This window comes from Gordonia sp. YY1 (genome assembly GCF_009872315.1).
Taxonomy (GTDB): domain Bacteria; phylum Actinomycetota; class Actinomycetes; order Mycobacteriales; family Mycobacteriaceae; genus Gordonia; species Gordonia amicalis.
In genome coordinates this window covers 138,504-163,898 of record NZ_WXYI01000003.1, presented here as the reverse complement: position 1 = coordinate 163,898, position 25,395 = coordinate 138,504, and the positions used below count along the sequence as shown (strand labels likewise).

General features: G+C 67.2%; 23 protein-coding genes. 11 read left to right on the top strand and 12 right to left on the bottom strand.

Annotated elements, in window-relative coordinates; translation table 11 throughout:
- Nucleotides 1–16: 16 nt before the first annotated feature.
- The 12 genes from BPODLACK_RS06165 to BPODLACK_RS06110 all read right to left on the bottom strand — a co-directional run bounded on the left by BPODLACK_RS06165 (nucleotide 17) and on the right by BPODLACK_RS06110 (nucleotide 15,869).
- Entirely contained in the window at nucleotides 17–1,111 is a 1,095-nt protein-coding gene (locus BPODLACK_RS06165; protein ID WP_159404911.1) for a glycosyltransferase family 4 protein, read from the bottom strand.
- Nucleotides 1,108–2,628 (bottom strand): flippase, encoded by a 1,521-nt coding sequence (locus BPODLACK_RS06160; RefSeq protein WP_159404910.1) that lies wholly within the window; start codon nucleotides 2,626–2,628, stop codon nucleotides 1,108–1,110. The genes BPODLACK_RS06165 and BPODLACK_RS06160 overlap by 4 nt, the downstream gene beginning before the upstream one ends.
- Nucleotides 2,625–3,590: a glycosyltransferase family 4 protein gene (locus BPODLACK_RS06155; RefSeq protein WP_159404984.1), complete on the bottom strand. Its 966-nt coding sequence runs from the start codon at nucleotides 3,588–3,590 to the stop codon at nucleotides 2,625–2,627. The genes BPODLACK_RS06160 and BPODLACK_RS06155 overlap by 4 nt, the downstream gene beginning before the upstream one ends.
- Before the next feature lie 32 nt (nucleotides 3,591–3,622).
- Nucleotides 3,623–5,023 (bottom strand): O-antigen ligase family protein, encoded by a 1,401-nt coding sequence (locus tag BPODLACK_RS06150; protein WP_159404909.1) that lies wholly within the window; start codon nucleotides 5,021–5,023, stop codon nucleotides 3,623–3,625.
- Nucleotides 5,024–5,147: 124 nt separating this feature from the next.
- The gene (locus BPODLACK_RS06145; protein ID WP_024497727.1) at nucleotides 5,148–5,747 is read right to left on the bottom strand and encodes a DUF4262 domain-containing protein; all 600 of its coding nucleotides are present in this window, start codon (nucleotides 5,745–5,747) and stop codon (nucleotides 5,148–5,150) included.
- Nucleotides 5,748–5,839: 92 nt separating this feature from the next.
- Nucleotides 5,840–7,048: an MFS transporter gene (locus BPODLACK_RS06140; protein WP_024497728.1), complete on the bottom strand. Its 1,209-nt coding sequence runs from the start codon at nucleotides 7,046–7,048 to the stop codon at nucleotides 5,840–5,842.
- Nucleotides 7,045–7,794: a respiratory nitrate reductase subunit gamma gene (gene narI / locus BPODLACK_RS06135; RefSeq protein WP_159404908.1), complete on the bottom strand. Its 750-nt coding sequence runs from the start codon at nucleotides 7,792–7,794 to the stop codon at nucleotides 7,045–7,047. Before narI ends, BPODLACK_RS06140 begins: the two co-directional genes overlap by 4 nt.
- A 3-nt stretch (nucleotides 7,795–7,797) precedes the next feature.
- Nucleotides 7,798–8,493, bottom strand: coding sequence for a nitrate reductase molybdenum cofactor assembly chaperone (gene narJ / locus BPODLACK_RS06130; protein WP_191834494.1), 696 nt, complete (start codon nucleotides 8,491–8,493; stop codon nucleotides 7,798–7,800).
- On the bottom strand, nucleotides 8,490–10,181 hold the full coding sequence (narH, locus tag BPODLACK_RS06125) for a nitrate reductase subunit beta (protein ID WP_024497731.1): 1,692 nt from the start codon (nucleotides 10,179–10,181) through the stop codon (nucleotides 8,490–8,492). The genes narJ and narH overlap by 4 nt, the downstream gene beginning before the upstream one ends.
- Entirely contained in the window at nucleotides 10,181–13,939 is a 3,759-nt protein-coding gene (locus BPODLACK_RS06120; RefSeq protein WP_159404906.1) for a nitrate reductase subunit alpha, read from the bottom strand. The genes narH and BPODLACK_RS06120 overlap by 1 nt, the downstream gene beginning before the upstream one ends.
- Before the next feature lie 183 nt (nucleotides 13,940–14,122).
- A complete protein-coding gene (locus BPODLACK_RS06115; RefSeq protein WP_006360202.1) occupies nucleotides 14,123–14,452 on the bottom strand; it encodes a cupin domain-containing protein in 330 nt (109 codons plus the stop codon).
- 328 nt (nucleotides 14,453–14,780) lie between these two features.
- Complete coding sequence (locus tag BPODLACK_RS06110; RefSeq protein ID WP_159404905.1) at nucleotides 14,781–15,869, bottom strand: PQQ-dependent sugar dehydrogenase; 1,089 nt, start codon at nucleotides 15,867–15,869, stop codon at nucleotides 14,781–14,783.
- A 266-nt stretch (nucleotides 15,870–16,135) separates the two neighbouring features.
- Between BPODLACK_RS06110 and rpsH the strand changes: the two genes are divergently transcribed.
- The 11 genes from rpsH (at nucleotide 16,136) to BPODLACK_RS06055 (ending at nucleotide 25,300) form a co-directional block, all read left to right on the top strand.
- Complete coding sequence (gene rpsH / locus BPODLACK_RS06105; protein ID WP_005197628.1) at nucleotides 16,136–16,534, top strand: 30S ribosomal protein S8; 399 nt, start codon at nucleotides 16,136–16,138, stop codon at nucleotides 16,532–16,534.
- A 13-nt stretch (nucleotides 16,535–16,547) separates the two neighbouring features.
- The gene (gene rplF, locus BPODLACK_RS06100) at nucleotides 16,548–17,084 is read left to right on the top strand and encodes a 50S ribosomal protein L6 (RefSeq protein WP_006434616.1); all 537 of its coding nucleotides are present in this window, start codon (nucleotides 16,548–16,550) and stop codon (nucleotides 17,082–17,084) included.
- A gap of 3 nt (nucleotides 17,085–17,087) precedes the next feature.
- Nucleotides 17,088–17,492 carry a 50S ribosomal protein L18 gene (gene rplR / locus BPODLACK_RS06095; protein ID WP_024497734.1) on the top strand — a complete coding sequence of 135 codons (405 nt, stop codon included), beginning with the start codon at nucleotides 17,088–17,090 and terminating at the stop codon, nucleotides 17,490–17,492.
- 46 nt (nucleotides 17,493–17,538) lie between these two features.
- The gene (rpsE, locus tag BPODLACK_RS06090) at nucleotides 17,539–18,186 is read left to right on the top strand and encodes a 30S ribosomal protein S5 (RefSeq protein WP_006434614.1); all 648 of its coding nucleotides are present in this window, start codon (nucleotides 17,539–17,541) and stop codon (nucleotides 18,184–18,186) included.
- A 2-nt stretch (nucleotides 18,187–18,188) separates the two neighbouring features.
- Nucleotides 18,189–18,368, top strand: a complete 180-nt coding sequence (gene rpmD, locus BPODLACK_RS06085) for a 50S ribosomal protein L30 (RefSeq protein ID WP_005197622.1) — start codon at nucleotides 18,189–18,191, stop codon at nucleotides 18,366–18,368.
- 3 nt (nucleotides 18,369–18,371) lie between these two features.
- The gene (rplO, locus tag BPODLACK_RS06080; RefSeq protein WP_004023566.1) at nucleotides 18,372–18,812 is read left to right on the top strand and encodes a 50S ribosomal protein L15; all 441 of its coding nucleotides are present in this window, start codon (nucleotides 18,372–18,374) and stop codon (nucleotides 18,810–18,812) included.
- A gap of 202 nt (nucleotides 18,813–19,014) precedes the next feature.
- Nucleotides 19,015–20,343, top strand: a complete 1,329-nt coding sequence (gene secY / locus BPODLACK_RS06075; RefSeq protein WP_024497735.1) for a preprotein translocase subunit SecY — start codon at nucleotides 19,015–19,017, stop codon at nucleotides 20,341–20,343.
- Nucleotides 20,340–20,894 carry an adenylate kinase gene (locus BPODLACK_RS06070; protein WP_024497736.1) on the top strand — a complete coding sequence of 185 codons (555 nt, stop codon included), beginning with the start codon at nucleotides 20,340–20,342 and terminating at the stop codon, nucleotides 20,892–20,894. Before secY ends, BPODLACK_RS06070 begins: the two co-directional genes overlap by 4 nt.
- A gap of 23 nt (nucleotides 20,895–20,917) precedes the next feature.
- Nucleotides 20,918–21,712 carry a type I methionyl aminopeptidase gene (gene map / locus BPODLACK_RS06065; RefSeq protein ID WP_159404904.1) on the top strand — a complete coding sequence of 265 codons (795 nt, stop codon included), beginning with the start codon at nucleotides 20,918–20,920 and terminating at the stop codon, nucleotides 21,710–21,712.
- 100 nt (nucleotides 21,713–21,812) lie between these two features.
- The gene (locus BPODLACK_RS06060) at nucleotides 21,813–23,204 is read left to right on the top strand and encodes an alpha/beta hydrolase (RefSeq protein WP_316249304.1); all 1,392 of its coding nucleotides are present in this window, start codon (nucleotides 21,813–21,815) and stop codon (nucleotides 23,202–23,204) included.
- 2 nt (nucleotides 23,205–23,206) lie between these two features.
- Nucleotides 23,207–25,300 (top strand): bifunctional lysylphosphatidylglycerol flippase/synthetase MprF, encoded by a 2,094-nt coding sequence (locus BPODLACK_RS06055; RefSeq protein ID WP_159404902.1) that lies wholly within the window; start codon nucleotides 23,207–23,209, stop codon nucleotides 25,298–25,300.
- The last annotated feature ends 95 nt before the right edge of the window (nucleotides 25,301–25,395 follow it).

Genomic DNA, 25,395 nt, shown 5'->3' with positions numbered 1-25,395 from the left:
CACCTCTGTGTCGTCGTCATGACGACAACTCGTGCAGCATAAGCGGCAACGTGACGGATTTGTCGTGTTTGGTGCTGATCCGGTCACGGGCCTGCGCGGTCATTGCTCGCCGGAGGTCCGCATCGTCGAGAACTCGTGTGATGGCCGCGGCCAATGCTGGCGCGTCAGACGGTGGAACAAGGATTCCGGCGCCCCCGCGGAGGAACTCGGTCGTGCCGCCGTGATCGGTGCCGATGACCGGTTTCCCGTAGGCCATCGCCTCGAGCACCGAGAGCGGACCGGCTTCGGGGGTCACGCTGGCCGACACGACGACATCCCACCGCTCGAGCGCGGCCTGCGGATCGGTGTGACCGAGAAATCGCACGCGACCGGCGAGATCGGGTCGTCCGGCACGCTCGTGCAGGAATGCGACGTGGTCGGCGTCCCCGGGGAAGGACCCGCCGGCGAACTCCAGTTCGACTCCGGGGAGTGAGGCGACGGCCTCGAGCAGGACCGCGTGACCTTTCCACGGGGTGAGCAGCGCGAGGATTCCGACGACGGGCGGGTCGTGGAGTTCGGTCGACAGTGCGGGTACCGGCCACCGGACCCCGTTGTGTGCCACCACCGTGGGCAGGCCCATCGCCGTCAGCGGCGCCGCGGTTGCCTCGGACACCGCCACCGCACGGCGGATCGCCGGCGCGCCGAGACGCACCACCGCACGCTGACGCCCGGTGGACAACGTGTCGTGCACCAGCCACGACGCCCGGTCGTGAGGACTCGCGACCCGTGCCGCGGGCAAGGCGAACAGGGAGTTCACGATCGTCGTGGCGTCGTGCCGGGTGATGCGGCGGAGGATGCGTCCGGCGCGAACCCAGTCCACCAGGAGACGCGAGGCCCCGGCCAGACGGCGGAGCCCGCGTTCACCGCTCAGCCCGAGCGGTGGGATCGGCACGTGCTGCACACCGTCCGGCAACCGGTCGGGCAGGGGGCCGTCGGGACACACGACGACCACCCGCCGGCCGCGCTCGAGCGCGACGTCGATGAGGTCGAGCATCACCTTCTCCGCCCCCGACACCTGCCCGGTGTGTGCGACGAAGACGAATGTGCCGGTGGACATCACTGGTTCTGTCATCGCATCACCTTTGTGTGGCGGCCGGCAGGAAGGGTGGTCAGCCGTAACAGGGCGGCCGCGGGCAGGGCGACGACAAGCGCGGCCATGACGGACACGACGGGCCACGGCACCGGGTCGACGGCCCAGACACCGACGACGCAGACGGCGGCGGTGAGCAGCGCCAGCGCGATGAGTGCACCGAGGGGCAACAACTCGGCGACGGGCAGCGTCCGGGCCACGACGACCCACAGAGCCACGGCGCACACGCCGAAGGTGATCACGGTCGTGATCGCCGCGCCGGTGTAGGAGTACCGCGGGATCAGCACCACGTTGAGGGCCACGTTGAGAGCGAGGCCGGCGACCGCGATCCATGGATACCGTCTCGCGGATCCGGTGGCGGCGAGGAGGAATATCCCGAGTACGACGAAGGCCATGATCGCGGCACCCAGCACCAGGAACCGTGCGGCGTCGGCTCCGTCGACGAAGCGGCGGCCGTAGAGGAGTTCGATGATCTGTCCGGCGCTCGGCCAGAACGCCGCCACCGTGACGGCGCCGGCCGCGCCGAAAGCGATCGCTGCGCTTCGGCATTGCCGGCGGAGTTCGGCCGGACGGTGCGGCCAGGCCGCCACCAGCAGTGTGCTGATCGGGCCGACGGCAGCGAGGATCAGCGTGTCCATGATGTCGGAGAACTTGTAGCCGATGCTGTAAATGCCCACCGCGTCGAGCGAGTCGAGCAGGCTCAGCAACAGCACGTCGATCTTCTGCAGTGCGATGGTCAGCGCGAACCCGATCGCCAGTGGCAGGGCGTCGGCGAGCATCGGTTTCCACCGTGACCACTCGACGACCCGGGACGGCCGCAGCCCCGACGATCGGCGTGCGATCCCGGCCACCTTCACGACCAGCGCGAAGATCTCGTTGGCGACGGGCGCGAGGACGAACACCAGCAGCCAGGGTGCGGCGAACGCCGCCGCGATGGTGATCGCGAGTTGCACGACCTGGCCGAGGCTCTCGGCGATCGCGGTGAGTAGCAGCCGATGCCGGCTCTGGAAGATGACCGTCAGTGCCTGCCCCGGGGTGGCGAACACGACGACGAGTCCGGCGATCGCGGTCGCCCGGATGACCTCGCCCGGATACTGCAGCACGACGACGTAGAGGACGGCGAGCACGTACCCGACGAGTCCCAGGAGTATGCGCAACGCGATGAAGGCGGACGAAGTCCTGGCGACGTCTTCGGCATCGTCGGAGATGAGCCGGGCCATCACCGCCCGGCCCACACCGAGGTCGGTGAAGATCGCGGTCAGCCCGAGGAGCGCGAAGACGAACGAGTAGCTGCCCCAGTCCTCCGGGGACAGCGTGCGCGCGATGATGACGCTGCCGGTCCAGCCGAGGGCGGCGATCACGATGCGACTCACCAACATCGCCGCGGTGGCGCGCGTCGCCGCCCGAGCGTCGGATGCCGGATGGGCGGGGGGCGGTGCAAGGACCTGCCGCTCGATCTCGAGGTCGGAGGGCAGCGGCCCGGTGACGTCCGGGCTCACGGCGATGTCCCCGGACGTGGCAGCGGGGCGGGCACGTCGACTCCGGCCGCGCGATACGCCTCGACCGTGCGCCGGGCGGTGGTGTCCCAGCTCAGCGATGCCCCGACACGGGTGCCCGCATCCACCAGTCCGCGGCGGGTCTCGGAGTCCCGGACGAGGGGTTCCAGGGCGCGGACCCAGGCGTCCTCGTCGTGTCGTTCCACGAGCACGGCACCGTCGCCGACGACCTGTGGTAGTGCGCCGACGGCGCTCGCGACGACGGCGCCGCCACATGCCATCGCCTCCACCGGCGGCAGCCCGTAGCCCTCGTAGAACGACGCATATGCGGTCACGGTGGCCGCGGCGTAGAGCCCGGGAAGATCGTCGACGTCGACGTATCCGAGACCGAGCGCGGACGACGGGGCGTCCGGACCGGTGGATCCGGCACCACCCAGAACACACGGGATGCCGAGTCGGCGGGCGACGGACGCGACCAGCGCCACGTTCTTACGTGGCTCGACGGTGCCGATCTGCAGGAGGAAACGTTCGGGCAGTTCGTATTTCGTGCGGACCCGCTCGATGTCCGCGGTGCCGGGCGGCCGTGCCCAGGCTGCCGGCGCGAGTTCGGTGACGTACGCATCGCGTCCGCAGACTTCGCGGATGCGTTCGGCGGTGAACTCGGAAACCGCGATCAGGACGTCGGCCCGCCGCAGCGTGGCGCGGACCAGTACGGACTCGCCCGCAGCGCGAAACCGGCTCGACGCCGACGGCATGTCCAGCACCGACAGATCGTGCACCGTGGCCACGGTCGTCGTCGGACCCGCGACGGGGAGATCGACGTCCAGGCCGTGGAACACCCCGCCGCGTCGCGTGGGCAGTACGCCGTGGACGGCGCGTCGGACGCCGTCGGCCACCGGCCGGCGTAGCGGGGCGATCGACGCGGGCAGCTCTCCGGTGGCGTCCTCCTGGACGACCGCGGCCAACGGGATGTCACCGAGATGCGCCGGCAGCGCGCTCAGTAGTTCGCGGATGTAGGTCTGGACGCCGCTTCCTCCGGGTCGAAGTGCAAGCGCACCGTACGTGATTCGTGTTGTGCAGTCGCGCATCCCACAGCTCCCAACAGCATCCAGAAGTAGAAGTCGAGCGGAAAGATCTCGAAATAGGTGGCCACCAGACTGGCTGCCATCGCCGCGACGATCGAGGCGCTGACACCCAGGACGAACGCCCCGTCGGGGTCGGGGAGCCGGCGGGCGGACTGCACACACCAGATCACTGCCGTCACGATCATCGCAAGAAAGAGCCACAGCCCGAGCGGTCCGAGCTCCAGCAGGAGCTTCACGTAGTAGTTGTCCGGCTGATAGTTCGACGACATCCCCTGAACGGTTCCGCCTGCACCAGCGGTGACCGTCTGGGTGTCCTCCCCGCGGGCCGCCGACATCGCATCGGCCGCCGACCCGCTGGAACCGAGCCCACGACCCAGTGGGTGCACGCCGATGCTGGAGAAGATCTCGCTCCACCCGGTACCGCGCTGGCTCAGGCTGCTCGACGAGAAGAACACGCTCGTGATCGATGGCGGCAGGAACGGCAGGGACACTAGGGCTAGCGCGGCGATCGCGAGCATCGGCGCGACGAGGCGCCGGAATCGTAACGCCGCGAGCCAGATCACGCCGATGGCGAGGCCGAGAATGGCCGCGCGGACCACCGAGGTCGCCATCGTGATCGCCATGACCGGCCAGCAGGCGAGGAACAACTGATTGCGCCGACGGGTCATGTCGGACAGGGCCACCGCGCCGCCGACCAGCAGGGCCATCGTCACGAACAGCCCGAAACCGAACGGCTGGTTGAACGTGCTGAACGTACGGAACAGCGGTCCGCTCGAACGGACCTGTTCGCCGTAGGTGTAGCCGAGTTCGACGAGTTTCGCCGGGCCGATGATCTGCTGCGCGATGCCCACGACGGTGGTGATCACGCCGAGCGCCATGATGATCGACACGAGCCGGTCGCGGTCGCGGGCGTCGAACGGTGTCAGCCACAGTGCGAGAACGGCGAACAGATAGAAGAAGGTCACCTTGATGCCGTAGAGCCCGACAGGTCCGTAGACCCACGCCGCGGAGATCAACCCGAAGACCACGAGCCCGGCCGCCGCAGGCCACCACGGCATATGGAGTGGAGGTCCGGTCCGTGCGGACGGGCGGACACGGCGGTTTGCCGCGCAGATCAGGGTGAGCGCGAGGAGGCCTTCCTTCCAGGCCGCCGCTATCCCCGGCACGGGTGCGACGTCGAGCAGGCCGTCGAGAGGGGTCAGCGCCGCGAGCAGCAGGATTCCTCGCTGGGGCCGTTGATAGATGGCGGCGGTGACAACTCCGCCGGCGACGACGAGACACAGAACGGCGAGCACGACGGGGAGGTGCTGCACGCGCGTCCGCCTTCCTCGCACCCCCGTCGGTTGTTACCCCCGGTGAACAATGTTGGCACCTCGGCGCCGGATTGTCCGTGGCAACCCCCAGATAGGGCGTGTCGCCACGGACGACACCGGCGTGTCAGTGGCCGGAGATCCGGCGGCCCCGGCGGGGTCGGGTGCGGTCGGGGCCCGACTCGGTGGTGACCAGGTGAGCGGTCCGCCGTGCGTGTGCCGAGAGGTCCGGGAGGCCCTTCACGGGTTGATGCATCGGCAGCAGGATGTAACCCTCCTCCCAGGGGAACCGGCCGTACTCATCGGGCCAGACGACTTGCAGCGTCGGGTAATCCGGGAACAGCAGATTCGCGAGGACGAGCTCGTCCTTGTCGACCTGTTCGATCAGCCGCACCGACACCGCCACCGTCTGCAGACGGATGTCGGTCTGGGTCGCGACCAGATCGCGCCAGTCCTCGCGGTGGAGCAGGTCGCCGAGCTCGTTCAGGATGTGGTGCGCGGTGAGCGGATCGACACCGTAGATGGCCAGTTCGGGGATCGAGTGCAGCGAGAGGCCCGCGGTGTAGGAGAACCCGCAGTCGGCCTCGCGGCTGCCGGCCTCGGGGAACCCTTCGCCGACGGAGGTCACCTGCCAGCCGCAGCGGCGGATGGTCTCGAGGGTCGAGCGGATGACGGGATTGGGATGCCACCGGGGCAGACCTCGGATTGCGGCAGCGTGGTCTGACATGGATCGCTCCTTTGTTCGAAGGGTGCGACCATGACACCACGGGGGTCCGACAACTCTGCTCGTCGAAGCCCGAGTGCCGGTCGGGCGCGGGCTCAGTCGGCCGGCCTTCCGCGGATGCCGAAGATCGTGAACACCATCGCACCTGCGGCGAACACCGCGAGCAGGGCGAGGCCGGTGGTGTAACTGTGGGTGGCGGCGTCGTAGGTGGCCCCCATGACCAGTGGCGGGAAGAAGCCGCCGACCCCGCCCGCGGCTCCGACGATGCCGGTCACCGAGCCCACGCGTTCGGCCGGCGCGGCCTGTGCGACCCAGCTGAACACGGACCCCGATCCGAGGCCCATGCAGATCGCCATCAGCACGAAATCGATGCCTGCCGGGATCTCCACCGGGGGTGTGGTGATCATCCAGGCGGCGAGGACCACCGCGCCGCCGCACGAGATCACCGTGATGATCCGCGGTCCGAACCGGTCGGACAGGATGCCGCCGAGCGGTCGGGCGAGTACCGCCGCGATCGCGAAACCCGCGGTTCGGGTGCCGGCCGCCTGCAGGTCGAAGTCGTAGACGTCCTTGAGGTAGGTCGGCAGATAGGTGCTGAACGCGACGAAACCGCCGAACGTCGCGGCATAGAGGAAACCGAGTTGCCAGGTGATGGGTAACTTGGCGGCGGCGGCGAGCTTCGGCACCACGGAGTCGTGGGACGGAACCCAGCGCGGTGAGTCGCGCATGAACATCCAGCAGACCGCCGCGGTCGCCGCCAGCGCCACCGCGATGACGACGTGGGTGGCGACGTATCCGAACCACGACACGAATCGCGGGGTGAAGAACGCCGACAGCGCGGTGCCGCCCATTCCCGCGCCGAACACCCCGGTCGCGAAGCCACGACGTGACTTGTCGTACCAGGCGTTCACGAAGGGAATGCCCACCGCGAACGTCGTACCGGCGACGCCGAGGAGGAACCCGGCGACGAGCAGCAGCGGGTAACTCGCGAGGCGACCGGCCGCCGCCACCAGCAACACGAACGGGATCGTGACGACCAGAAGCACCGTGAACATGAGACGACCACCGAACCGGTCGGTCAGGGCTCCGGTCAGGATCCGGCCCAGCGACCCCACGAGAACGGGGATCGCGACGAGGATCGACTTCTGGCTTGCCGACAGGTCCAGCTGATCGGTGTACACCACTCCGAGGGGGCCGATGAGATTCCATGCCCAGAAGCTGATCGTGAAGGCCAGCGTCGCGAGCGTGAGGTTGATCGACTGCGACCCGGTGGTTGCCCGGGTGGCTGCGGTGTCGGTGGTCATCGATCACGGTCCTTCACTCCGACCGGGGCCCAGCCCGGCCGAGACGGCCGGCTACCCGGTGCCGGTCGACGGTCGCGGCTCCGGTAGACGATGTACGGCCGGAACAGATAGTGCACGGGTGCGGTGAAGATGTGTACCAACCGGGTGAATGGCACCATCGCGAACAGGAGCATCCCGATCAGAATGTGGACGTGAAAGCGGAACGGGGCCTGCACCATCGCCGAGACGTCCGGTTGGAGGACGAAGATCGATCGGAACCACGGGGACACGGTCTCCCGGTAGTTCACGCCGTGCGCGTGCGGGTCCGCCGCGCCGATGATCGTGATGTAGGTGCCCGCGATCAACGCCGTGGTGAGCACGAGATACATCGCCTTGTCGTTGCGGGTGGTGGCCATGAACACCGGGCCGACGGTGCGGCGGCGGTAGACGAGCATGCCCACTCCGACGAGCGTCGCGACCGCGGCCAGCAGCCCGAAGATCGCCGCGCCCCAGTGGTAGGTCGTCTCGCTGACACCGACCGCGTCGGTCCACGACTCCGGGATCAGCAGACCCATCGCATGTCCGATGATGACCACGAGTATCCCGTGGTGGAACAGCGGCGAGGCCACTCGTAACAGGCGGGACTCGTAGAGTTCCGAGGATCTCGTGGTCCAGCCGAATTTGTCATAGCGATATCGCCAGATCGTGCCGCCGATCAGCAGTCCGAGCGTCACGTACGGCAGTACGCCCCAGAGGAAGATGTCCACGCGTCACCTCACGGTCGGGTTCGGGATCGGGGGTCGTGATGACGTCGGATCGATGGGGAGAAGCCGGGGATCGTAGGGTTCCAGTCCCACGGTCTCGGTGGGGACCGGCCGGCATCGTGCCATCGCCGTCTCGCGGTCGGGCGGGGACGGACTGGGCAGGGTAGTACACACCGCGGCCACCGCGCCGGCGTACGGTGAGTCCGCCTCCAGCAACGAGAACTTGATGAGTTCGAGTGCCGCGCGGTGTTTTTCGAGGAGTTCGACGCCTCGTCCGGGATCGGCGCGCGCACTGAACTCGAGGACGATCGGCAGATGGTCGGGTAGCTCGCCGTGGAGGTCGACGAGGAATCCGCTGTCCCGGTAGACCTGTTTGAACTCGCCGAGCGAGGATCCGCGCCGGCGGGTGTCGCCGTCCGACCAATAGGACAGGTACAGCGTGGATCGCTTCGACAGGTCGAACAGATCGATGTAGTTGCGACGCAGGGTCATCGCGTCCTCGCCGGCGAGGTGGTCGACGGTGCGTCCGAGCAACTGCACCGCGGCGTCCCGGCGCTGTTCGTCGAGAGCGGCGCGCATGAGGTCGATGCGCGAGAGCACGTCGTCGTCGGGATAGCTGAGGCACCAGGAGCTGATCTGGTGGATCACCCGGACTCCGGTCGATGTTCTCGCGGCGCGGTCGAACCGGGGGAAGGCCCTCATCCGCGATCGCCCCGTTCATTCTCTCGCCCGTGCTCCGCGCGGTCGGGGAACATCCCCGCGGGAACACCGTTCCCGTCCCAGTTCAGCAGGTTGGTGCGTCCGGCCAGCGTGTGCGAGCCGGCCGCGGTGTCGGTGGTCTGTCGCTGCCGCAGCGCGTGGAAGGTCTCCACCGAGACCGGTGCCGGACGGCCACTCGCCTCACCGAACGCGGACGAGTCGAACATGCCCGGACCCTCGTCGTAGTCGAGCGCACAGGCCATTTCGTCGAGTTTCTCGGCCTGTTCGAGATGTGCGGTCGGGATCACGTACCGCTCATCGTATTTCGCGATGGCCATCAGCCGGTACATCTCGTAGATCTGTTCCTCGGTCATCCCCACCGCCGCGGGGATGGCACCGTCGGGTTCCCGGCCGAGCGTGACATCACGCATGTAGGCACGCATCGCCGCCAGGCGGCGCAACACCGCGTCGACCACCGTGGTGTCACCGGCGGTGAACAGTTCGGCGAGGTACTCGACCGGGATACGCAGCGCCTCGATGGCGCCGAAGAGGGTTCCCGGGCTCTCCGCGTCGTGTCCTTGCTCGGCCAGCAGGTCGACGATCGGGGACAGCGGCGGGACGTACCAGACCATCGGCATGGTGCGGTATTCCGGATGCAGCGGAAGTGCGACCCGATACTTCTTGGCCAGCGCGTACACCGGTGAGCGGCGCGCCGCCGCCAGCCAGTCGTCGGGGATCCCGTCGGCCCGAGCCGCCGCGAGGACCTCGGGGTCGTCGGGGTCCAGCATCAGATCGAGTTGGGCCCCGTAAAGATCCTGCTCATCCGGGGTGGACGCGGCCGCGGTGACGGCGTCGGCGTCGTACAGGAAGATCCCGAGGTAGCGCAGGCGTCCGACGCAGGTCTCCGAACACACGGTGGGTTGACCCACCTCGATGCGCGGATAGCACAGGGTGCACTTCTCGGCCTTACCGGACTTGTGGTTGAAATAGATCTTCTTGTACGGACATCCGGTGATGCACTGACGCCAGCCGCGGCACCGGTCCTGGTCCACGAGCACGATCCCGTCCTCGCTGCGCTTGTAGATCGCGCCGGACGGGCACGACGCCATGCACGAAGGATTGAGGCAGTGCTCGCAGATCCGCGGCAGATAGAACATGAAGGTCTGCTCGAACCCGAGTTTGACCGCGTCCTCGCTGTCGCGCCGGAGCTTCTCGACGATGGGGTCGTGCGGCACGTGTTCTGTTGCGCCACCGAGGTTGTCGTCCCAGTTCGCCGACCAGGTCACCTTGGTGTCCTCGCCGGTGAGCAGGGATTTGGGACGCGCGACGGGGAAGTCGTCACCGAGCGGGGCATCGATCAGCGTCTGGTAGTCGTAGGTCCACGGCTCGTAGTAGTCGTTGATCGTGGGCTGCACGGGACTGGCGAACAGGGTCAACAGCTTCTGGAGCCGTCCCCCGGTGCGCAACCGCAACTTCCCGTTGCGGTTGAGTCGCCATCCACCGCGCCACGTGTCCTGATCCTCATAACGCCGTGGATAACCCTGCCCGGGACGGGTTTCGACGTTGTTGAACCACACGTACTCGGTGCCCGACCGGTTGGTCCAGGCCTGCTTGCAGGTCACCGAGCAGGTGTGGCATCCGATGCACTTGTCGAGATTCATCACCATCCCGACCTGGGCCATGACTCGCATCAGTACGTCACCTCCTGGCTGCGCTTGCGGATCGTCGACACCATGTCGCGTTGATTGCCGGTGGGGCCGAGATAGTTGAAGGCGTAGGACAACTGGGCGTATCCACCGATGAGGTGAGTGGGTTTGACGAGAAGTCGGGTGGGGGAGTTGTGGATTCCGCCGCGGCGCCCGGTCGCCTCCGACTTGGGTACGTCGATGGTGCGCTCCTGCGCGTGATGTACGTAGCAGACGCCCTCGGGCATCCGGTGACTCACGATCGCGCGGCAGACGAACACCCCGTTGGCGTTAACGCATTCGATCCAGTCGTTGTCGGACACCTCGATCGACGCGGCGTCCTGCGGACTCAGCCAGGCGACCGGACCACCACGCGACAGCGACAGCATGAACAGGTTGTCCTGGTACTCGGAGTGGATCGACCACTTGCTGTGCGGCGTCAGGTAACGCACCGTGATCTCGCGCGCGCCGTCGGGACCGAGTCGCGGTTCGCCGAACAGGCGGTGCATGTCCAGTGGGGGTCGGTAGATCGGCAGCGACTCGCCCATGTCGATCATCCAGTCGTGATCGAGGTAGAAGTGCATGCGTCCGGTGAGTGTGTGAAAAGGCTTGAGCCGCTCGATGTTCACGGTGAACGGGGCGTACCGCCGACCGCCGGTCTCGGAGCCGGACCATTCCGGCGAGGTGATCACCGGAACGGGTGCCTTCTGGGTGTCGGCGAACCTGATCCGCTTCTCCTCCGAACCTCGTGCGAGGTCGTCGAGTTGCACACCCACGCGGGTCTGGAGCTGTTCGAAACCGGCCACCGCGAGTGCGCCGTTGGTGGTGCCGGACAGCGTGAGGATCGCCTCGGCGAGCTTCTCGTCGGTGTCGATCGCCGGGCGGCCTTCGCCGGCACCGCTCGGCATGACGCCGTTGGACTCGGCGAGCGTCCGCGTGTGTTCCTCGAGAGGGTAGGTCACGCTCTTGACGGTGAAGCCCAGAGTGTCGGCCAGCGGTCCGATCGTCGCGAGCTTGTCGGCGATCGCCGTGTAATCACGTTCGACGACACTGAAGTTCGGCATGTTCCGACCAGGTGTGCCACGCACGCCGGTGTCGCGCCAGTCGACGACCCGCCCGTGCGGTTGGGCGGTTTCCCCGGGGGTGTCGTGCTGCATCGGCGCACTCACGAGGTCGTGACGTGTCCCGAGGTGCGTCCGAGCGAGCTCCGACAACTTGCGGGCGAGCCGGTGGAACAGCTCGAAGTCCGACTTCGCCTCCCAGGGGGGAGCGATGGCCGGGGTGAACGCGTGGACGAAGGGGTGCATGTCGGTGGACGAGAGATCGTACTTCTCGTACCAGGTCGCCGCAGGCAGCACGATGTCGGACAACAGCGTCGTGGAGGTCATGCGGAAGTCGGCGGACAGCAGCAGGTCGAGTTTCCCCTCGGGAGGCCGGTCATGCCACCGGATCTCGCTCGGACGCGGTGCCTCGGGATCTTCGGTCCCCAGCACGTTGTGATGTGTGCCGAGCAGAGTCCGCAGGAAGTACTCGTTGCCCTTGGCCGACGAACCGAGCAGGTTCGACCGCCACAGGACGAGAGTTCGCGGCCAGTTCTCCGGCGCGTCGACATCGGAGATGGCGGGTGTCAGGTCGCCGGTGTGCAGACGGTCGGCGACGTAACCGGCCACGTCGTCGGCGTCTCCACGGTCGACCGCTGCGGTGGCCTCGTCGGCGACGTCGAGGGGATTCGCCGAGAACTGCGGGTAGAAGGGCATCCACCCGAGCCGCGCGGACTGTGCGATCGCGTCGGCGGTGTGCTCGTGGTTCATCGAGCCGCGCGCCAGCGGCGAGGCGAGTGACGCGGTGGAATATCCATCGTTGCGCCACTGCCCGGTGTGCATGTACCAGTACGACGTCCCGGTCATCGTCCGAGGCGGACGCGACCAGTCGAGCGCGTTCGCCAGCGACACCCAACCGGTGATCGGACGACACTTCTCCTGCCCGACGTAGTGTGCCCAGCCGCCCCCGTTCCGGCCCATACAGCCGGTGAGGATGAGCAGCGAGAGGATCGCGCGGTAGGTCGCGTCGCCGTGGAACCATTGGCAGATTCCGGCGCCCATGATGATCATCGAGCGGCCCTGCGACTCTTCGGCATTGGCAGCGAATTCGCGGGCGACGCGGATCGCGGCCTCGGCCGGGACGCCGGTGATCTCGGCCTGCCACGCCGGGGTGTATGGCGTGGTCGCGTCGTCGTAGCCGGTGGGCCACTCGCCGGGAAGCCCGTCCCGGGCGACGCCGTACTGCGCGAGCATCAGGTCGAAGACGGTCGTGACGAGGCGGCCGTTGATCCGCCGGGCCGGGACACCGCGGCGGACCACCGAGCCGCTGCCGTCCGGTGCGTCGAAGACCGGGAAGGACACCGAGACGAGCTCCGCGTCGGGACCCAGGAGAGTCAGGGCGGGCCGCACGCCCTCGAGGTCGAGATTCCACCGTCCCACGCCGGACTCGGCGTACCGGAACCCCACCGAACCGTTCGGCACCGCGGGACCGTCGCGGTCCTCGTCCCAGAACACGGTCTTCCAGACGTCCTCGGCGGTGTGACCGGAGCCGACTTCGTCGGCGGTGGGGCTGGAGCCGACTTCGTCGGCGGTGGGCCTGGAGCCGACTTCGTCGGCGGTGACGAACTTGGCCGCCACCAGCGTGTCCTGGTCGTCGTGCTCGTCGAGGCGGATGAGGAACGGGAGGTCGGTGTAGGTGCGGACGTAGGAGTCGAAGAAGTCGGTCGTGCGGTCGCGGAAGAACTCGGTCAGGATGACGTGGCCCATGGCCATCGCGAGAGCGGCGTCGGTGCCGGCCTGCGCCGGTAGCCACTCGTCGGCGAACTTGGTGTTGTCGGCGTAATCGGGACTGACGGCGACCACCTTGGTGCCGCGATAGCGAACCTCGGCCATCCAGTGTGCGTCCGGGGTACGGGTGACGGGCACGTTCGATCCCCACATCATCAGGTAGGTCGCGTCCCACCAGTCCCCCGATTCCGGGACGTCGGTCTGGTCGCCGAACACCTGCGGACTCGCCACGGGCAGGTCGGCGTACCAGTCGTAGAACGACGTCATGACGCCGCCGATGAGCTGGATGAAGCGCGTGCCGACGCAGTGGCTCACGATCGACATCGCGGGGATCGGTGAGAATCCCGCACACCGGTCGGGCCCGTAGGTCTTGATGGTGTGGACATGTGCCGCGGCCGCCATCTCGGTGGCTTCGTCCCAGCTCACCCGCACCAGGCCGCCTTTGCCCCGGGCCTGCTGGTAGGAGCGGCGCCGGAGCGGATCGGACACGACATCGGCCCAGGCGAGGACGGGGTCACCGAGCCGGGCTCTCGCCTCGCGGTACATCTCGACGAGAACACCTCGCGCGTACGGGTGCCGAACACGCGTGGGGGAGTAGGTATACCAGGAGAATGCGGCGCCGCGCGGACATCCGCGTGGCTCGTACTCGGGTCGGTCGGGTCCCACCGACGGGTAGTCGGTTTCCTGGGTCTCCCAGGTGATGATCCCGTCCTTGACGTAGACCTTCCACGAGCACGAACCGGTGCAGTTCACCCCGTGCGTGGAACGGACGATCTTGTCGTGGCTCCACCGGTCTCGATAGAAGACGTCGCCGGCGCGCCCACCGTCACGGAATACTGCGCGACGGTCGTCGGTCTCGTCCCAACGGGTGAAGAACTTGCCGATGTTCAGAAGGGCAGTGGCTGCAGTGCCCTGAGTGTCGCCGGACCGGGCCATGCGCGCAACGATACGGATCTGTGTCAGGCGATATCTGCCATTTCCTCGATTCGACGCGAATGCGACAGACAATCTCAAGAATGGTGTGTCGGGAAATCAAATCCGCACACTCGAACAATTGCGGACCCCAGGGCAGGTTGCGCTCATCGATTGCGTAGGTCTGACGTGCTTCGGCGTCGTGGGTCAGTGCGTGGCGACTGTCAGCAGCACCGCGGAATCCTCGCGGGCGGTGAGTCCGTGACGCTCGGGAGGGATCGTGACGAGGTCGCCCTGCCGGCCATCCCAGTTGTGCTCGCCCGTCTTGAGGGAGACGTGGCCCCGGAGGACGTGAAGGGTTGCCTCGGTGGGGCTTTCGTGATCGGACAACGTGGCTCCGGCGACCAGCGCGATAACCGTCTGTCGCAGGTGCCGTGAGGAGTCGCCGTACAGTGTGTGCGCAGCGCGACGGCTCCTGGCCCCATGTGCGGTGGTCAGGAGCTCGTCGACGAGTTCGGGCAGCCGGGTCGAGTGCATGGCTCGACGATGGCATACGGCGCGCACGATGGTTGTGGTTCTGCCGATCGACGCCGATTTGTTGCCGACCGGAACACTGCCGGAGCTTTCGCCGGCTTACACATGTGCGGCCTGGTGAATAGTGCGCTGCTCTGGGCGGAACTCGCGCTGAATACGCGATGTCGTCATGGTGCCTGCGGAAATCGGTGGTCTCTTCACGGGGCTGGTCGGATGATGATCGTGGCCGCGTCGGCTCGACGGGTCAGACACGCGAAGAGCGCCGATCGAGTGAGCCCCAGTCGAGAGAGCCGCCGTCGGGTGACCCGGATCTGCTGTCGACAGCGTCGTGTCATCCGGCAATCACGCGCAGTATGCGGTCGTCGTCATCGGTGGGCTGTCCGCGGCCGTCGGTGTTGCTCGTGCTCACCCAGAGCGAACCGTCGGGTGCTGCGGCCACCGCGCGGATCCGTCCGTAGTCGTCGGTGAGGTGACTCGCCGGTTGACCGGTCGACTCGCCGTCGAGGGGCACCTCCCACAGCCTCCGGCCGCGCAACGCGGCGACGTACGCGCGATCACCGACGATCGCGAGGCCGGCCGGCGAGGCCTCCTGCGGGGTCCAGGTGACCTTCGGGGCGATGAACCGAGGATCGTCGGATTCGCCTTCGAACTCGGGCCAGCCATAGTTGCCGCCGCGCCGGATGAGGTTGAGTTCGTCGCGCTTGTTCTGGCCGAACTCGGTTGCCCACAGGCGGCCCGCGCCGTCGAATGCCAACCCTTCCACGTTGCGATGGCCGTAGGAGTAGACCTCGTTGCCGAACGGGTTGCCGGGCCATGGGCGACCCTCGGTGTCCACACGTAGGATCTTGCCGTTGAGGGACCGTATGTCTTGTGCGACAGCGGGTTCGGCTGCATCGCCGACCGCGACGAAGAGGCTGCCGTCGGCATCGAAGACGAGCGCACCGCCGTGGTGGTTGTAGGCGGCGTCGAGGCCGCGCAGGAGCGTGCGCGGACCGGTGAGTCGCCGGCCGTCGAAGTCCAGCCGGACGAGCCGGTTGTCGGAGTCGGTGGTGTAGTAGACGAACACCGCGTCCTCGGCGCCCGGGGCGATCGCGATGCCCTGCAGCCCACCCTCGCCGCGAGGCGCGGCGTCGCCGATCTCGCCGACGGTCCGGACCTCGCCCGACCCGGACACCCGCACGATCGTGGCGTCGTCGCGTTGGGTGACCAACGCATCGCCGCCGCGGAGGAATCCCATTGCCCACGGCACGTTCAGTCCCGAGGCGATCACCTCGACGGCTGTCCTCCCCGTGTCCTCGGTGTCTCTCTGCCCGTCGCGCGACGGTGAGGGGCGGACGACGTCGGCGCCCGAGCAGCCGGAGGTGAGTACGGCGCCGGTGAACCCGAGCAGCCCGGCGGTGAGAAGCTGGCGGCGATCCATACCCTCGATGGTGCCCGATCTCGGTGGCGCTCCCGGGCCCGATTTGGGTCTGGCCAGCAGATTCCCTACACTAGACCGGTTGCCTGTGCACCTCAGGTGCCCGGGACACAACTGAATAGTCTCCGGTGCCGGCGAAAAGCCAAGGGCACCGGCGGCGAGAACCTTCAGAAACTATCCACTTCGTGGAAGGCCCACCGCAGGTCAGAGGGATTTCCCTCTCATCGGCGCTGTATGGGAACCGCCACGAGAAAGGTTGACGGTCACCCATGACCATGACTGACCCGATCGCAGACTTCTTGACACGTCTGCGCAACGCCAACTCGGCGTACCACGACGAGGTGAAACTCCCGTCGTCGAAGATCAAGGTGAACATCGCCGAGATCCTCAAGCGTGAGGGCTACATCACCGACTACCGCATCGAGGATGCGGAGGTCGGCAAGAGCCTCATCGTCTCCCTGAAGTACGGCCCCAGCCGTGAGCGCTCCATCGCAGGTCTGCGCCGCGTCTCGAAGCCGGGTCTCCGGGTTTATGCAAAGTCCACCAACCTGCCCAAGGTGCTGGGCGGCCTCGGCGTGGCCATCATCTCCACGTCGTCGGGTCTGCTCACCGATCGCCAGGCAGCCAACCAGGGCGTGGGCGGCGAAGTCCTCGCCTACGTCTGGTAGGGGAGGAAACGACATGTCGCGTATCGGTAAGAACCCCATCGAGATCCCCGCGGGCGTCGACGTCACCGTCGACGGACAGCGCGTCTCCGTCAAGGGCCCGAAGGGTGAGCTCTCGCTCACCGTCTCCGAGCCCATCGAGGTCGCCAAGGAGGACAACTCCGTCGTCGTGACCCGCCCCAACGACGAGCGTCGCAGCCGCGCGCTGCACGGCCTGAGCCGTTCGCTGATCAACAACCTGGTCATCGGCGTCACGCAGGGCTACACCACGAAGATGGAGATCTTCGGTGTCGGCTACCGCGTCCAGGCGAAGGGCAAGGACCTCGAGTTCGCCCTCGGTTACAGCCATCCCGTACCGATCGAGGCCCCCGAAGGCATCACCTTCGCCGTGGAGTCCCCGACCAAGTTCTCGGTCTCGGGTATCGACAAGCAGAAAGTCGGCCAGATCTCGGCGAACATCCGCCGCCTGCGTCGTCCGGACCCCTACAAGGGCAAGGGCATTCGCTACGAGGGTGAGCAGATCCGTCGCAAGGTCGGAAAGACGGGTAAGTAAGCCATGAGTGACACAGCTACCAAGACCAGCCGTAAGCCCCTCGGCAAGGACGTGTCGACGCGTCGTCGCACCGCGACCGCCAACCGGCACTTCCGTCTCCGCAAGAAGGTCAGCGGAACCCCGGAGCGTCCGCGTCTCGCCGTCAAGCGCAGCTCGCGCCACATCCACGTGCAGCTCATCGACGACCTGGCCGGCAAGACGCTGGCCGCCGCGTCGTCGATCGAGTCCGACGTGCGTGCGGCCGGCGGCGACAAGTCGGCGCAGGCCCGCAAGGTCGGCGAGCTCATCGCCGCTCGTGCCAAGGCCGCCGGCGTCGACGCCGTCGTGTTCGACCGTGGTGGCAAGGACTACCACGGCCGTATCGCCGCGCTCGCGGATGCCGCCCGTGAGGGAGGCCTGAGCTTCTGATGACCATCTTCACCAGCTACACCCACATGACCGGAGGGAACCTCTGATGCCCGGACGTCAGCGTGACGGCGGAAACGGACCCGCCGGTAACGACAGCAACCAGAACACCGCAGGTGGCGGCAACGACCGTCGCGGCGGTGGCCGCGGAGATCGCCGCGATCGCGGCGGCCGCGACCAGGACCGCAACCAGCTCGAGCGCGTGGTGACCATCAACCGCGTCTCGAAGGTGGTCAAGGGTGGACGTCGTTTCTCGTTCACCGCTCTCGTGGTGGTCGGCGACGGCCAGGGCATGGTCGGCGTCGGCTACGGCAAGGCCAAGGAAGTCCCGGCCGCGATCCAGAAGGGCGTCGAAGAGGCTCGCAAGAACTTCTTCCGCGTGCCGCTGATCGGTGGCACCGTCACCCACCCGGTTCAGGGTGAGGCCGCTGCCGGTGTCGTCATGCTGCGCCCGGCCAGCCCCGGTACCGGGGTGATCGCCGGTGGCGCGGTGCGTGCCGTGCTCGAGTGCGCGGGCGTCCACGACGTCCTCGCCAAGAGCCTCGGCTCCGACAACGCCATCAACGTCGTCCACGCCACCGTCGCCGCTCTCAAGATGCTGCAGCGTCCCGAAGAGGTCGCGGCCCGCCGCGGTCTGCCGATCGAGGACGTCGCTCCGGCCGGTATGCTGCGCGCTCGCGCAGGACAGGGAGTCTGATCATGGCAGAGCTGAAGATCACTCAGGTCAAGGGCACCATCGGTACCAAGAAGAACCAGCGTGACAGCCTGCGGACCCTCGGACTGAAGGGCATCCGCCAGACCGTCACCCGCGAGGACACGCCGATCAACCGCGGCCTCATCAACGCGGTTCGTCACCTCGTGACAGTCGAAGAGGTTTAAGCAATGACCATCAAACTCCATCACCTTCGCCCCGCACCGGGGTCGAAGACCGACAAGACCCGCGTGGGTCGCGGTGAGGGATCCAAGGGTAAGACCGCGGGCCGCGGCACCAAGGGCACCAAGGCGCGCAAGAACGTGCCGGCCGGTTTCGAGGGTGGCCAGATGCCGATCCACATGCGGCTGCCGAAGCTCAAGGGCTTCACCAACCGCAACCGGATCGAGTACCAGGTCGTCAACGTCGGCGACATCGCGCGCCTCTTCCCGCAGGGCGGCACCATCGGCGTCGACGAGCTCGTCGCAGCCGGCGCGGTGCGCAAGAACAAGTTGGTGAAGGTGCTCGGCGACGGCGACCTGTCGGTCAAGGTCGACATCACCGCCGACAAGTTCACCGCCTCCGCCAAGGAGAAGATCGCCGCTGCCGGAGGCAGCGTCACCGAACTCTGACGGAACAGACCCGCGGTCGGGCGGCAGCAGAGCTGCCGCCCGACCGGGGCGTTTCGGCGTCACTGTTAGAGTTTCAGACGTTGTCTGCCGCATCCGCACAGATCGCCGCATCCCGAACATTGTCGACTGCCGAGCACACGGGGGATCGGGTCGCCACCGACCCGGAACACAGACCTCGCGTGGTCGTTCCTAGGAGGAGTTAGTGCTTTCCCCCCTCTTCGCGGCCATACGGACGCCGGACCTGAGGAAGAAGATCCTCTTCGTTCTCGGCATCATCGTCCTGTATCGCCTCGGTGCGACCGTGCCGTCGCCCGGCGTGGACTACCAGGCCGTGCGGGCATGTCTGGACGAGGTCTCGAACGGTGAGTCGAGCTCGGTCTACTCCCTGATCAACCTGTTCTCCGGCGGCGCGCTGCTGCAGCTGTCGGTGTTCGCGATCGGCATCATGCCGTACATCACGGCGTCCATCATCGTCCAGTTGCTCACGGTGGTCATCCCACGGTTCGAGCAGCTGCGCAAGGAAGGCCAGGCCGGTCAGGCCAAGATGACGCAGTACACGCGTTATCTGGCTGTGGCGCTGGCACTTCTCCAGTCGACCGGCATCGTCGCCCTCGCCGACCGCGGTCAGCTCCTCCCTCAGTCCTGTGCGACCAGCGGTGAGGTCCTCAACGACTCGAGCATCTTCGGTCTCGCGATCATCGTGCTCGTCATGACCGCCGGCGCCTGTGTCGTCATGTGGTTCGGCGAGCTCATCACCGAACGCGGCATCGGCAACGGCATGTCGCTGCTGATCTTCGCCGGTATCGCCGCTCGCATCCCGGCCGAGGGTCGCACCATCCTGAACTCCCGCGGCGGACTCGTCTTCGCGCTGGTGTGTGTCGCCGCGCTGATCATCGTGGCCGGCGTCGTCTTCATCGAGCAGGGTCAGCGCCGCATCCCGGTGCAGTACGCCAAGCGCATGGTCGGCCGCAAGATGTACGGCGGGTCGTCGACCTACCTGCCGCTGAAGGTGAACCAGGCCGGCGTCATCCCGGTCATCTTCGCCTCGTCGCTGCTGTACCTGCCGCAGCTGATCGTCGAACTGACGCGCAGCACCGACGGCACGCAGTCGACCTGGCAGGAATACGTCACCAGGTACCTGACCGATCCCAGCAACGGGGTCTACATCGCGGTCTACTTCCTGATGATCATCTTCTTCACGTACTTCTACGTGGCGGTGACGTTCAATCCGGAGGAACGCGCCGACGAGATGAAGAAGTACGGTGGCTTCATCCCGGGCATCAGGCCGGGCGCCCCGACCGCGGAGTACCTGGGCTATGTGCTCAGCCGCATCACTCTGCCGGGCTCGATCTACCTCGGTATCATCGCGGTGCTGCCGAACCTGTTCCTCGAGATCGGTAACAGCGGCAACGTCCAGAACCTGCCATTTGGGGGCACGGCCGTGTTGATCATGGTCGGTGTGGGTCTGGACACGATGAAACAGATCAACAGTCAGTTGATGCAACGCAAGTACGAAGGATTCCTCAAGTGAGACTCGTTATTCTCGGCCCCCCCGGCGCAGGTAAAGGCACCCAGGCGGAACTGCTGAGCGAAGCCCTCGGCATCCCGCACATCTCCACCGGTGACCTGTTCCGCGCCAACATCTCCCAGGGCACCCCGGTCGGCATCGAGGCCAAGAAGTACCTCGACGCAGGCAACCTGGTCCCGTCCGAGATCACCGTCGACATGGTCCGTGCGCGCGTGAGCGAGCCGGATGCGACCAAGGGCTTCATCCTCGACGGATTCCCGCGTTCGACCGAGCAGGCCGACGCGCTCAAGGAGATCCTGGCCAACCTCGACGCCTCGCTCGACGCCGTGCTGTCCTTCGTCGTCGACACCGATGTCGTCGTCGAGCGCATGCTGGCCCGTGGCCGCGCCGACGACACCGAAGAGGTCATCCGCAACCGGATGGACGTCTACACCAAGGAGACCTCGCCCCTGCTCGACTACTACGGCGATCAGGTCAAGACCATCGACGCGGTGGGCGACATCCAGGATGTCCACCAGCGTGTGCTGAGCGCTCTCGGCGCCGGCGTTTCCTGACGTCCCGCCGACTGCGTCCGCTCATGGGCTTTCGTAAACGTAAGCGCGTCCCGTTCCGCTCCGCCGGCGAGCTGGATGCGATGGCGGCGGCGGGCGCGGTCGTCGGAGCAGCCCTGGTGGCCGTTCGCGCCGCCTCGAAGCCGGGGGTGAGCACCCTCGACCTCGACGAGGTCGCCGAGACGGTGATCCGCGAAGCCGGGGCCGTGCCGTCCTTCAAGGGCTACCACGGCTTCCCGGGATCGATCTGCAGTTCGGTGAACGAGGTCGTGGTCCACGGAATCCCGTCGGCCGATGTCGTTCTCGCCGAAGGCGATCTGGTGTCCATCGACTGTGGTGCGGTCCTCGACGGCTGGCACGGCGACTCGGCCTGGACCTTCGGTGTCGGAGAGCTGTCGCAGGCCGATGCGGAGCTGTCCGAGGCCACCAGGCTCTCGATGGAGGCCGGTATCGCCGCCATGGTCGACGGCGCCCGCCTGACCGACATCTCCCATGCGATCGAACTCGGTACCCGCGCCGCCGAGGAGAAGTTCAGCCGTCCCTTCGGCATCGTCGACGGGTACGGCGGTCACGGCATCGGCCGGGAGATGCACATGGACCCGTTCCTTGCGAACGAGGGCGCGCCGGGCAAGGGCCCGCTGCTGGTGATCGGGTCGACGCTCGCGATCGAGCCGATGCTGACTCTCGGCACCGTGGACACCACTGTCCTCGCCGACGACTGGACGGTCGTCACCGACGACGGATCTCGCGCCGCCCACTGGGAACACACGGTCGCGGTCACCGCAGACGGTCCGCGGATTCTGACTCCCCGCCCGGAATGAGATTCTCGCCCTCTGGGTGTTGAACGCCGCCATCGGCCCCCGCTGTCGGCGTCCCGCAGTGCTAACCTGGCCGGGTCATCTGCTGGGGAGGTCCATGGCGATGGGTGATGCCGTAGGTCTGTCGATCATCGGCGGCTGGATTCCGCTGACGGTGACGGTCCTCGGTGTGGTCGCGGTCCTCTGGCTGATTCTCTCGCCCCGGAAGCGCCATCTGTTCGTGGTGGTTCCGGTGACAATTGCCGTGACAGTCGTGCTGGCCCTGCTGGTGCGTCGTTTCATCGAACATTCCTGGGGCGAATCGGTTCCCGTGGCGGTGTGCGCATGGGGTGCGGCGGGCGTTCTCGGCCTGCTGCTGTCGGTGCCCCGTCTCGTCGCCGGACGCGGCGTCGTCCAGAGATCTGTGACCGTATTGGCCGCAGTGCTGGCTGTCGTGCTCGGGCTCTCGCACGTCAACACGTTCTATGCCTGGTACCCGACCGTCGGTGCGCTCATTCACGACGAGGGTGCCCCGACCGTCTCGGTGGCGCAGGTCGCTCACCATCAGCGAGTCGTCGATCTGCCGGAATGGCGCCCGTCCCGCGACACCGGACGTCACGGGAGGATTCTGACGGCCGGGATTCCCGGTACCGTTTCGGGTTTCCGAGCCAGACCGGCCAAGGTCTACCTGCCGCCGGCCGTCTTCGATCCGGTCTCACCTCGGCTTCCGGTCCTGGTCTTGCTGGCCGGTCAGCCCGGTTCGCCGGAGGATTGGCTGTTCGGGGGCCGGCTGGCGGCGACCATGGATTCCTATGCGAGCGCTCACGACGGCCTGGCACCGATCGTGATCCTGGCCGACGGCACCGGCAGCATCTTCGGCAACCCGCTCTGCTTGGATTCCCGGCTGGGGAGGGTCGCGACATATCTGACCGACGATGTCGCGAGCTGGGCGCGCAGGACACTTCCCGTCGCCGAGACGGACCGGCGGGCGTGGGCCATCGGCGGGCTTTCGTACGGCGGCACGTGCGCACTTCAGCTGGCCACGACCCGTCCGGGGATGTACCCGACGTTCCTGGACCTCTCCGGCGACGCCGAACCGTCTCTCGGTTCCACGAAGACCACGGTCGACGCGGCGTTCGGGGGCGACGCGGCGGCCTTCCGGGCGGTGACACCTCTCCATCTGTTGGCGAGCCGGCGCTACCCCGACTCGGCGGGGGCGTTCGTCGTCGGACGCGGTGACCGTTCCACCCGGCCGGCGGTGGTGACGTCGTACCGGGCGGCGCGGGCGGCCGGCATGGACGTCCACTACTCCGAGGTTCCCGGTGGGCATACTTTCACGGCGTGGGCAGTTGCTCTCCGGCAACAAACGCCATGGCTCGCCCAACGTCTCGGGCTCGGGCCACCCGGACAGCCGACGCATGGTCCAGTTGTGCGCCGAAATCGCCCGGAGCGCATCGAATACGGGACATTGCCGAACAAGGAGGCACTGCGGGGCAGCGCGCCGTCGTACGGTTGACCATGCACTTCGACGTGTCGTGGTCCTCTGCTGTCCGCCGGTTGCCGTTCACCGCCGCGCTCGCCATCGCGCTTGCGGTCGTCGGGGTGGCGACCGGGTCGCTCTGGAGCCGGGCGAACGACAAGGCCTGGTATCACGAGGTGGCCTTCGGTCTGCCCGCTCTGCGTGAGGGCAAGTGGTGGACGCCGATCAGCTCCGCCTTCGTCGAACCCGGCCCGTGGCTGTACGTCATCGCGTTCGTGGTCGTGATCGTCGGAATGGGTTGGGCCGAGTGGCAACTGGGCACCGTGAAGGCGATCCTGGTCGGCGTCGGCGGCCACCTCGTCGCCGGCTTCCTGACCGTCGGTCTGCTGTGGCTGTTGTCGACCGAGGTCACCTCCTGGCGGTGGGCCGAGGAGCTGGCCGATTCGCGGGGGACCGGTGTCGGCGCCCTGGTTGTGTCCGCGGTCGCGGTGGCCTCGGCGACCGTCCGGTCACCGTGGCGCCTGCGCGTGCGTGTGCTGATGGGTGCGGTTGTCGCCATCGCCTTCCTGTTCCAGGGGACGCTCGCCTCCGTCGAATACGTTCTCGCAGCGGTCATCATGCTGGTGATCGGGGAGAAGTTCTTCGCCATCAAGGAACGCGGCTACATGCCGCGCACTCGGCGTGAGGTCCGGATGCTGGGCTGTGCCGCGCTGCTGGTGATCGCGGCGGCGAACCTGATGGTCTTCCTGTTCCCCGGGGACGGCCCGCTGGGCCCGACCGACGCGGGCGACGCCTCAGTGTTCACCATGCTGATCGGTCTGGTGATCAACGTGCTGATCGCCGGCGAGCTGCGGCGGGGAAAGCGCTGGGCCTGGTGGGTCGCGGTCGTGATCGGCGCAGTGAACGTCGTCGCGACGGTGTTGACGGTCGTCCTCGTCATCTTCACCGACGTCTCCACCGAGGGGGCGGTGACACTGGGAACCACATTGCTGTGGGCGTTGTTGCTCGCCATCCTGATCCCCGGCCGGTTCGCGTTCGCCGTCCCGTGGCGGGTGCGGCATGTGGGCGCGGGAGATGACCCCGACGCCGACCCGGTCGACCGGGTCAAGGCGCTCCTGCGTGAACACGGCGGCGGCACGATGTCGTGGATGACGACCTGGCCCGGCAATTCCTATCAGTTCACCGGCAGTGCGGATGATTCCGCGGGGCAGTCGGTGGTCACCTACCAGAACCACGTCGGGACCCTTCTGGCACTGGCAGATCCGGTGTGCGCACCGGAGCGGGGCAAGGCGGCGGTCGACGCCTTCATCGAGCTCGCGGAGCGATCCGGTGCGACGCCGTGCTGGTTCTCCATCGGGTCGTCGACATCGGAGATCGTCACCGAACGCGGTTGGCTCAGCGTGCAGATTGCGGAGGACACGATCGTCGACCTGCCCGGCCTCGAGTTCAAGGGCAAGCCGTGGCAACACGTGCGGTCGGCGATGAACAAGGCCGGCAAGCAGGACATCTCGATGAAGATGGTGACCCTCGCCGACGAGTCCTTCGCCGTGCGTACCCAGGTCCGCGCCATCTCCGAGGAATGGGTGGGGGACAAGGGCTTACCGGAGATGGGTTTCACGCTCGGCAGTGTGGAGGAGGCGATGGACCCCGCGGTGCGGGTCGCCCTCGCCGTCGATCCGGACGGCAACGTCCACGGTGTGCTGTCGTGGCTCCCCGTGTACGGGCCCGGCGGCGGGGTTGCGGGTTGGACCCTCGACATCATGCGGCGGCGGACCGACGGTTTCGGTCCCGTCGTCGAGTACCTCATCGCCTCCTCGGCTGTCGCGTTCAAAGACGAGGGCGCACAGTTCATCTCGCTGTCGGGTGCGCCGCTGGCCCGCACCGGGGATTTCGATCCCGAGCCGCTCGACAAACTGCTCGACGCGCTCGGCGCAGCGCTCGAACCTTACTACGGCTTCCGGTCGTTGCACACGTTCAAGAAGAAGTTCAATCCGCGCTACGAGCCCGTGTACCTGGCTGTTCGCGACGAAGGTGATCTTCCCCGCATCGGTTTGGCCGTATCGCGCGCCTATCTGCCCGACGCCACCGCCGGGCAGTTGCTCAAGCTCGCGGCGGCCGGCAAGGAGGCGTAGGCCGCCCGGCAACCGGTACGCTCGACCTGGACGACCGTACCGGTTGTGACACCCACCGGACACCCAGTTGTCACCGGATCACCCCCGACTCGTTC

Excerpts from the sequence above, each read along its gene's own strand:
- BPODLACK_RS06165 (WP_159404911.1), bottom strand. The coding sequence starts at position 1,111 with ATGACAGAACCAGTGATGTCCACCGGCACATTCGTCTTCGTCGCACAC.
- BPODLACK_RS06145 (WP_024497727.1), bottom strand. The coding sequence starts at position 5,747 with ATGTCAGACCACGCTGCCGCAATCCGAGGTCTGCCCCGGTGGCATCCC.
- BPODLACK_RS06140 (WP_024497728.1), bottom strand. The coding sequence starts at position 7,048 with ATGACCACCGACACCGCAGCCACCCGGGCAACCACCGGGTCGCAGTCG.
- narJ (WP_191834494.1), bottom strand. The coding sequence starts at position 8,493 with ATGAGGGCCTTCCCCCGGTTCGACCGCGCCGCGAGAACATCGACCGGA.
- narH (WP_024497731.1), bottom strand. The coding sequence starts at position 10,181 with ATGCGAGTCATGGCCCAGGTCGGGATGGTGATGAATCTCGACAAGTGC.
- BPODLACK_RS06120 (WP_159404906.1), bottom strand. The coding sequence starts at position 13,939 with ATGGCCCGGTCCGGCGACACTCAGGGCACTGCAGCCACTGCCCTTCTG.
- BPODLACK_RS06115 (WP_006360202.1), bottom strand. The coding sequence starts at position 14,452 with ATGCACTCGACCCGGCTGCCCGAACTCGTCGACGAGCTCCTGACCACC.
- BPODLACK_RS06110 (WP_159404905.1), bottom strand. The coding sequence starts at position 15,869 with ATGGATCGCCGCCAGCTTCTCACCGCCGGGCTGCTCGGGTTCACCGGC.
- rpsH (WP_005197628.1), top strand. The coding sequence starts at position 16,136 with ATGACCATGACTGACCCGATCGCAGACTTCTTGACACGTCTGCGCAAC.
- rplF (WP_006434616.1), top strand. The coding sequence starts at position 16,548 with ATGTCGCGTATCGGTAAGAACCCCATCGAGATCCCCGCGGGCGTCGAC.
- rplR (WP_024497734.1), top strand. The coding sequence starts at position 17,088 with ATGAGTGACACAGCTACCAAGACCAGCCGTAAGCCCCTCGGCAAGGAC.
- rpsE (WP_006434614.1), top strand. The coding sequence starts at position 17,539 with ATGCCCGGACGTCAGCGTGACGGCGGAAACGGACCCGCCGGTAACGAC.
- rpmD (WP_005197622.1), top strand. The coding sequence starts at position 18,189 with ATGGCAGAGCTGAAGATCACTCAGGTCAAGGGCACCATCGGTACCAAG.
- rplO (WP_004023566.1), top strand. The coding sequence starts at position 18,372 with ATGACCATCAAACTCCATCACCTTCGCCCCGCACCGGGGTCGAAGACC.
- map (WP_159404904.1), top strand. The coding sequence starts at position 20,918 with ATGGGCTTTCGTAAACGTAAGCGCGTCCCGTTCCGCTCCGCCGGCGAG.
- BPODLACK_RS06060 (WP_316249304.1), top strand. The coding sequence starts at position 21,813 with ATGGGTGATGCCGTAGGTCTGTCGATCATCGGCGGCTGGATTCCGCTG.
- BPODLACK_RS06055 (WP_159404902.1), top strand. The coding sequence starts at position 23,207 with ATGCACTTCGACGTGTCGTGGTCCTCTGCTGTCCGCCGGTTGCCGTTC.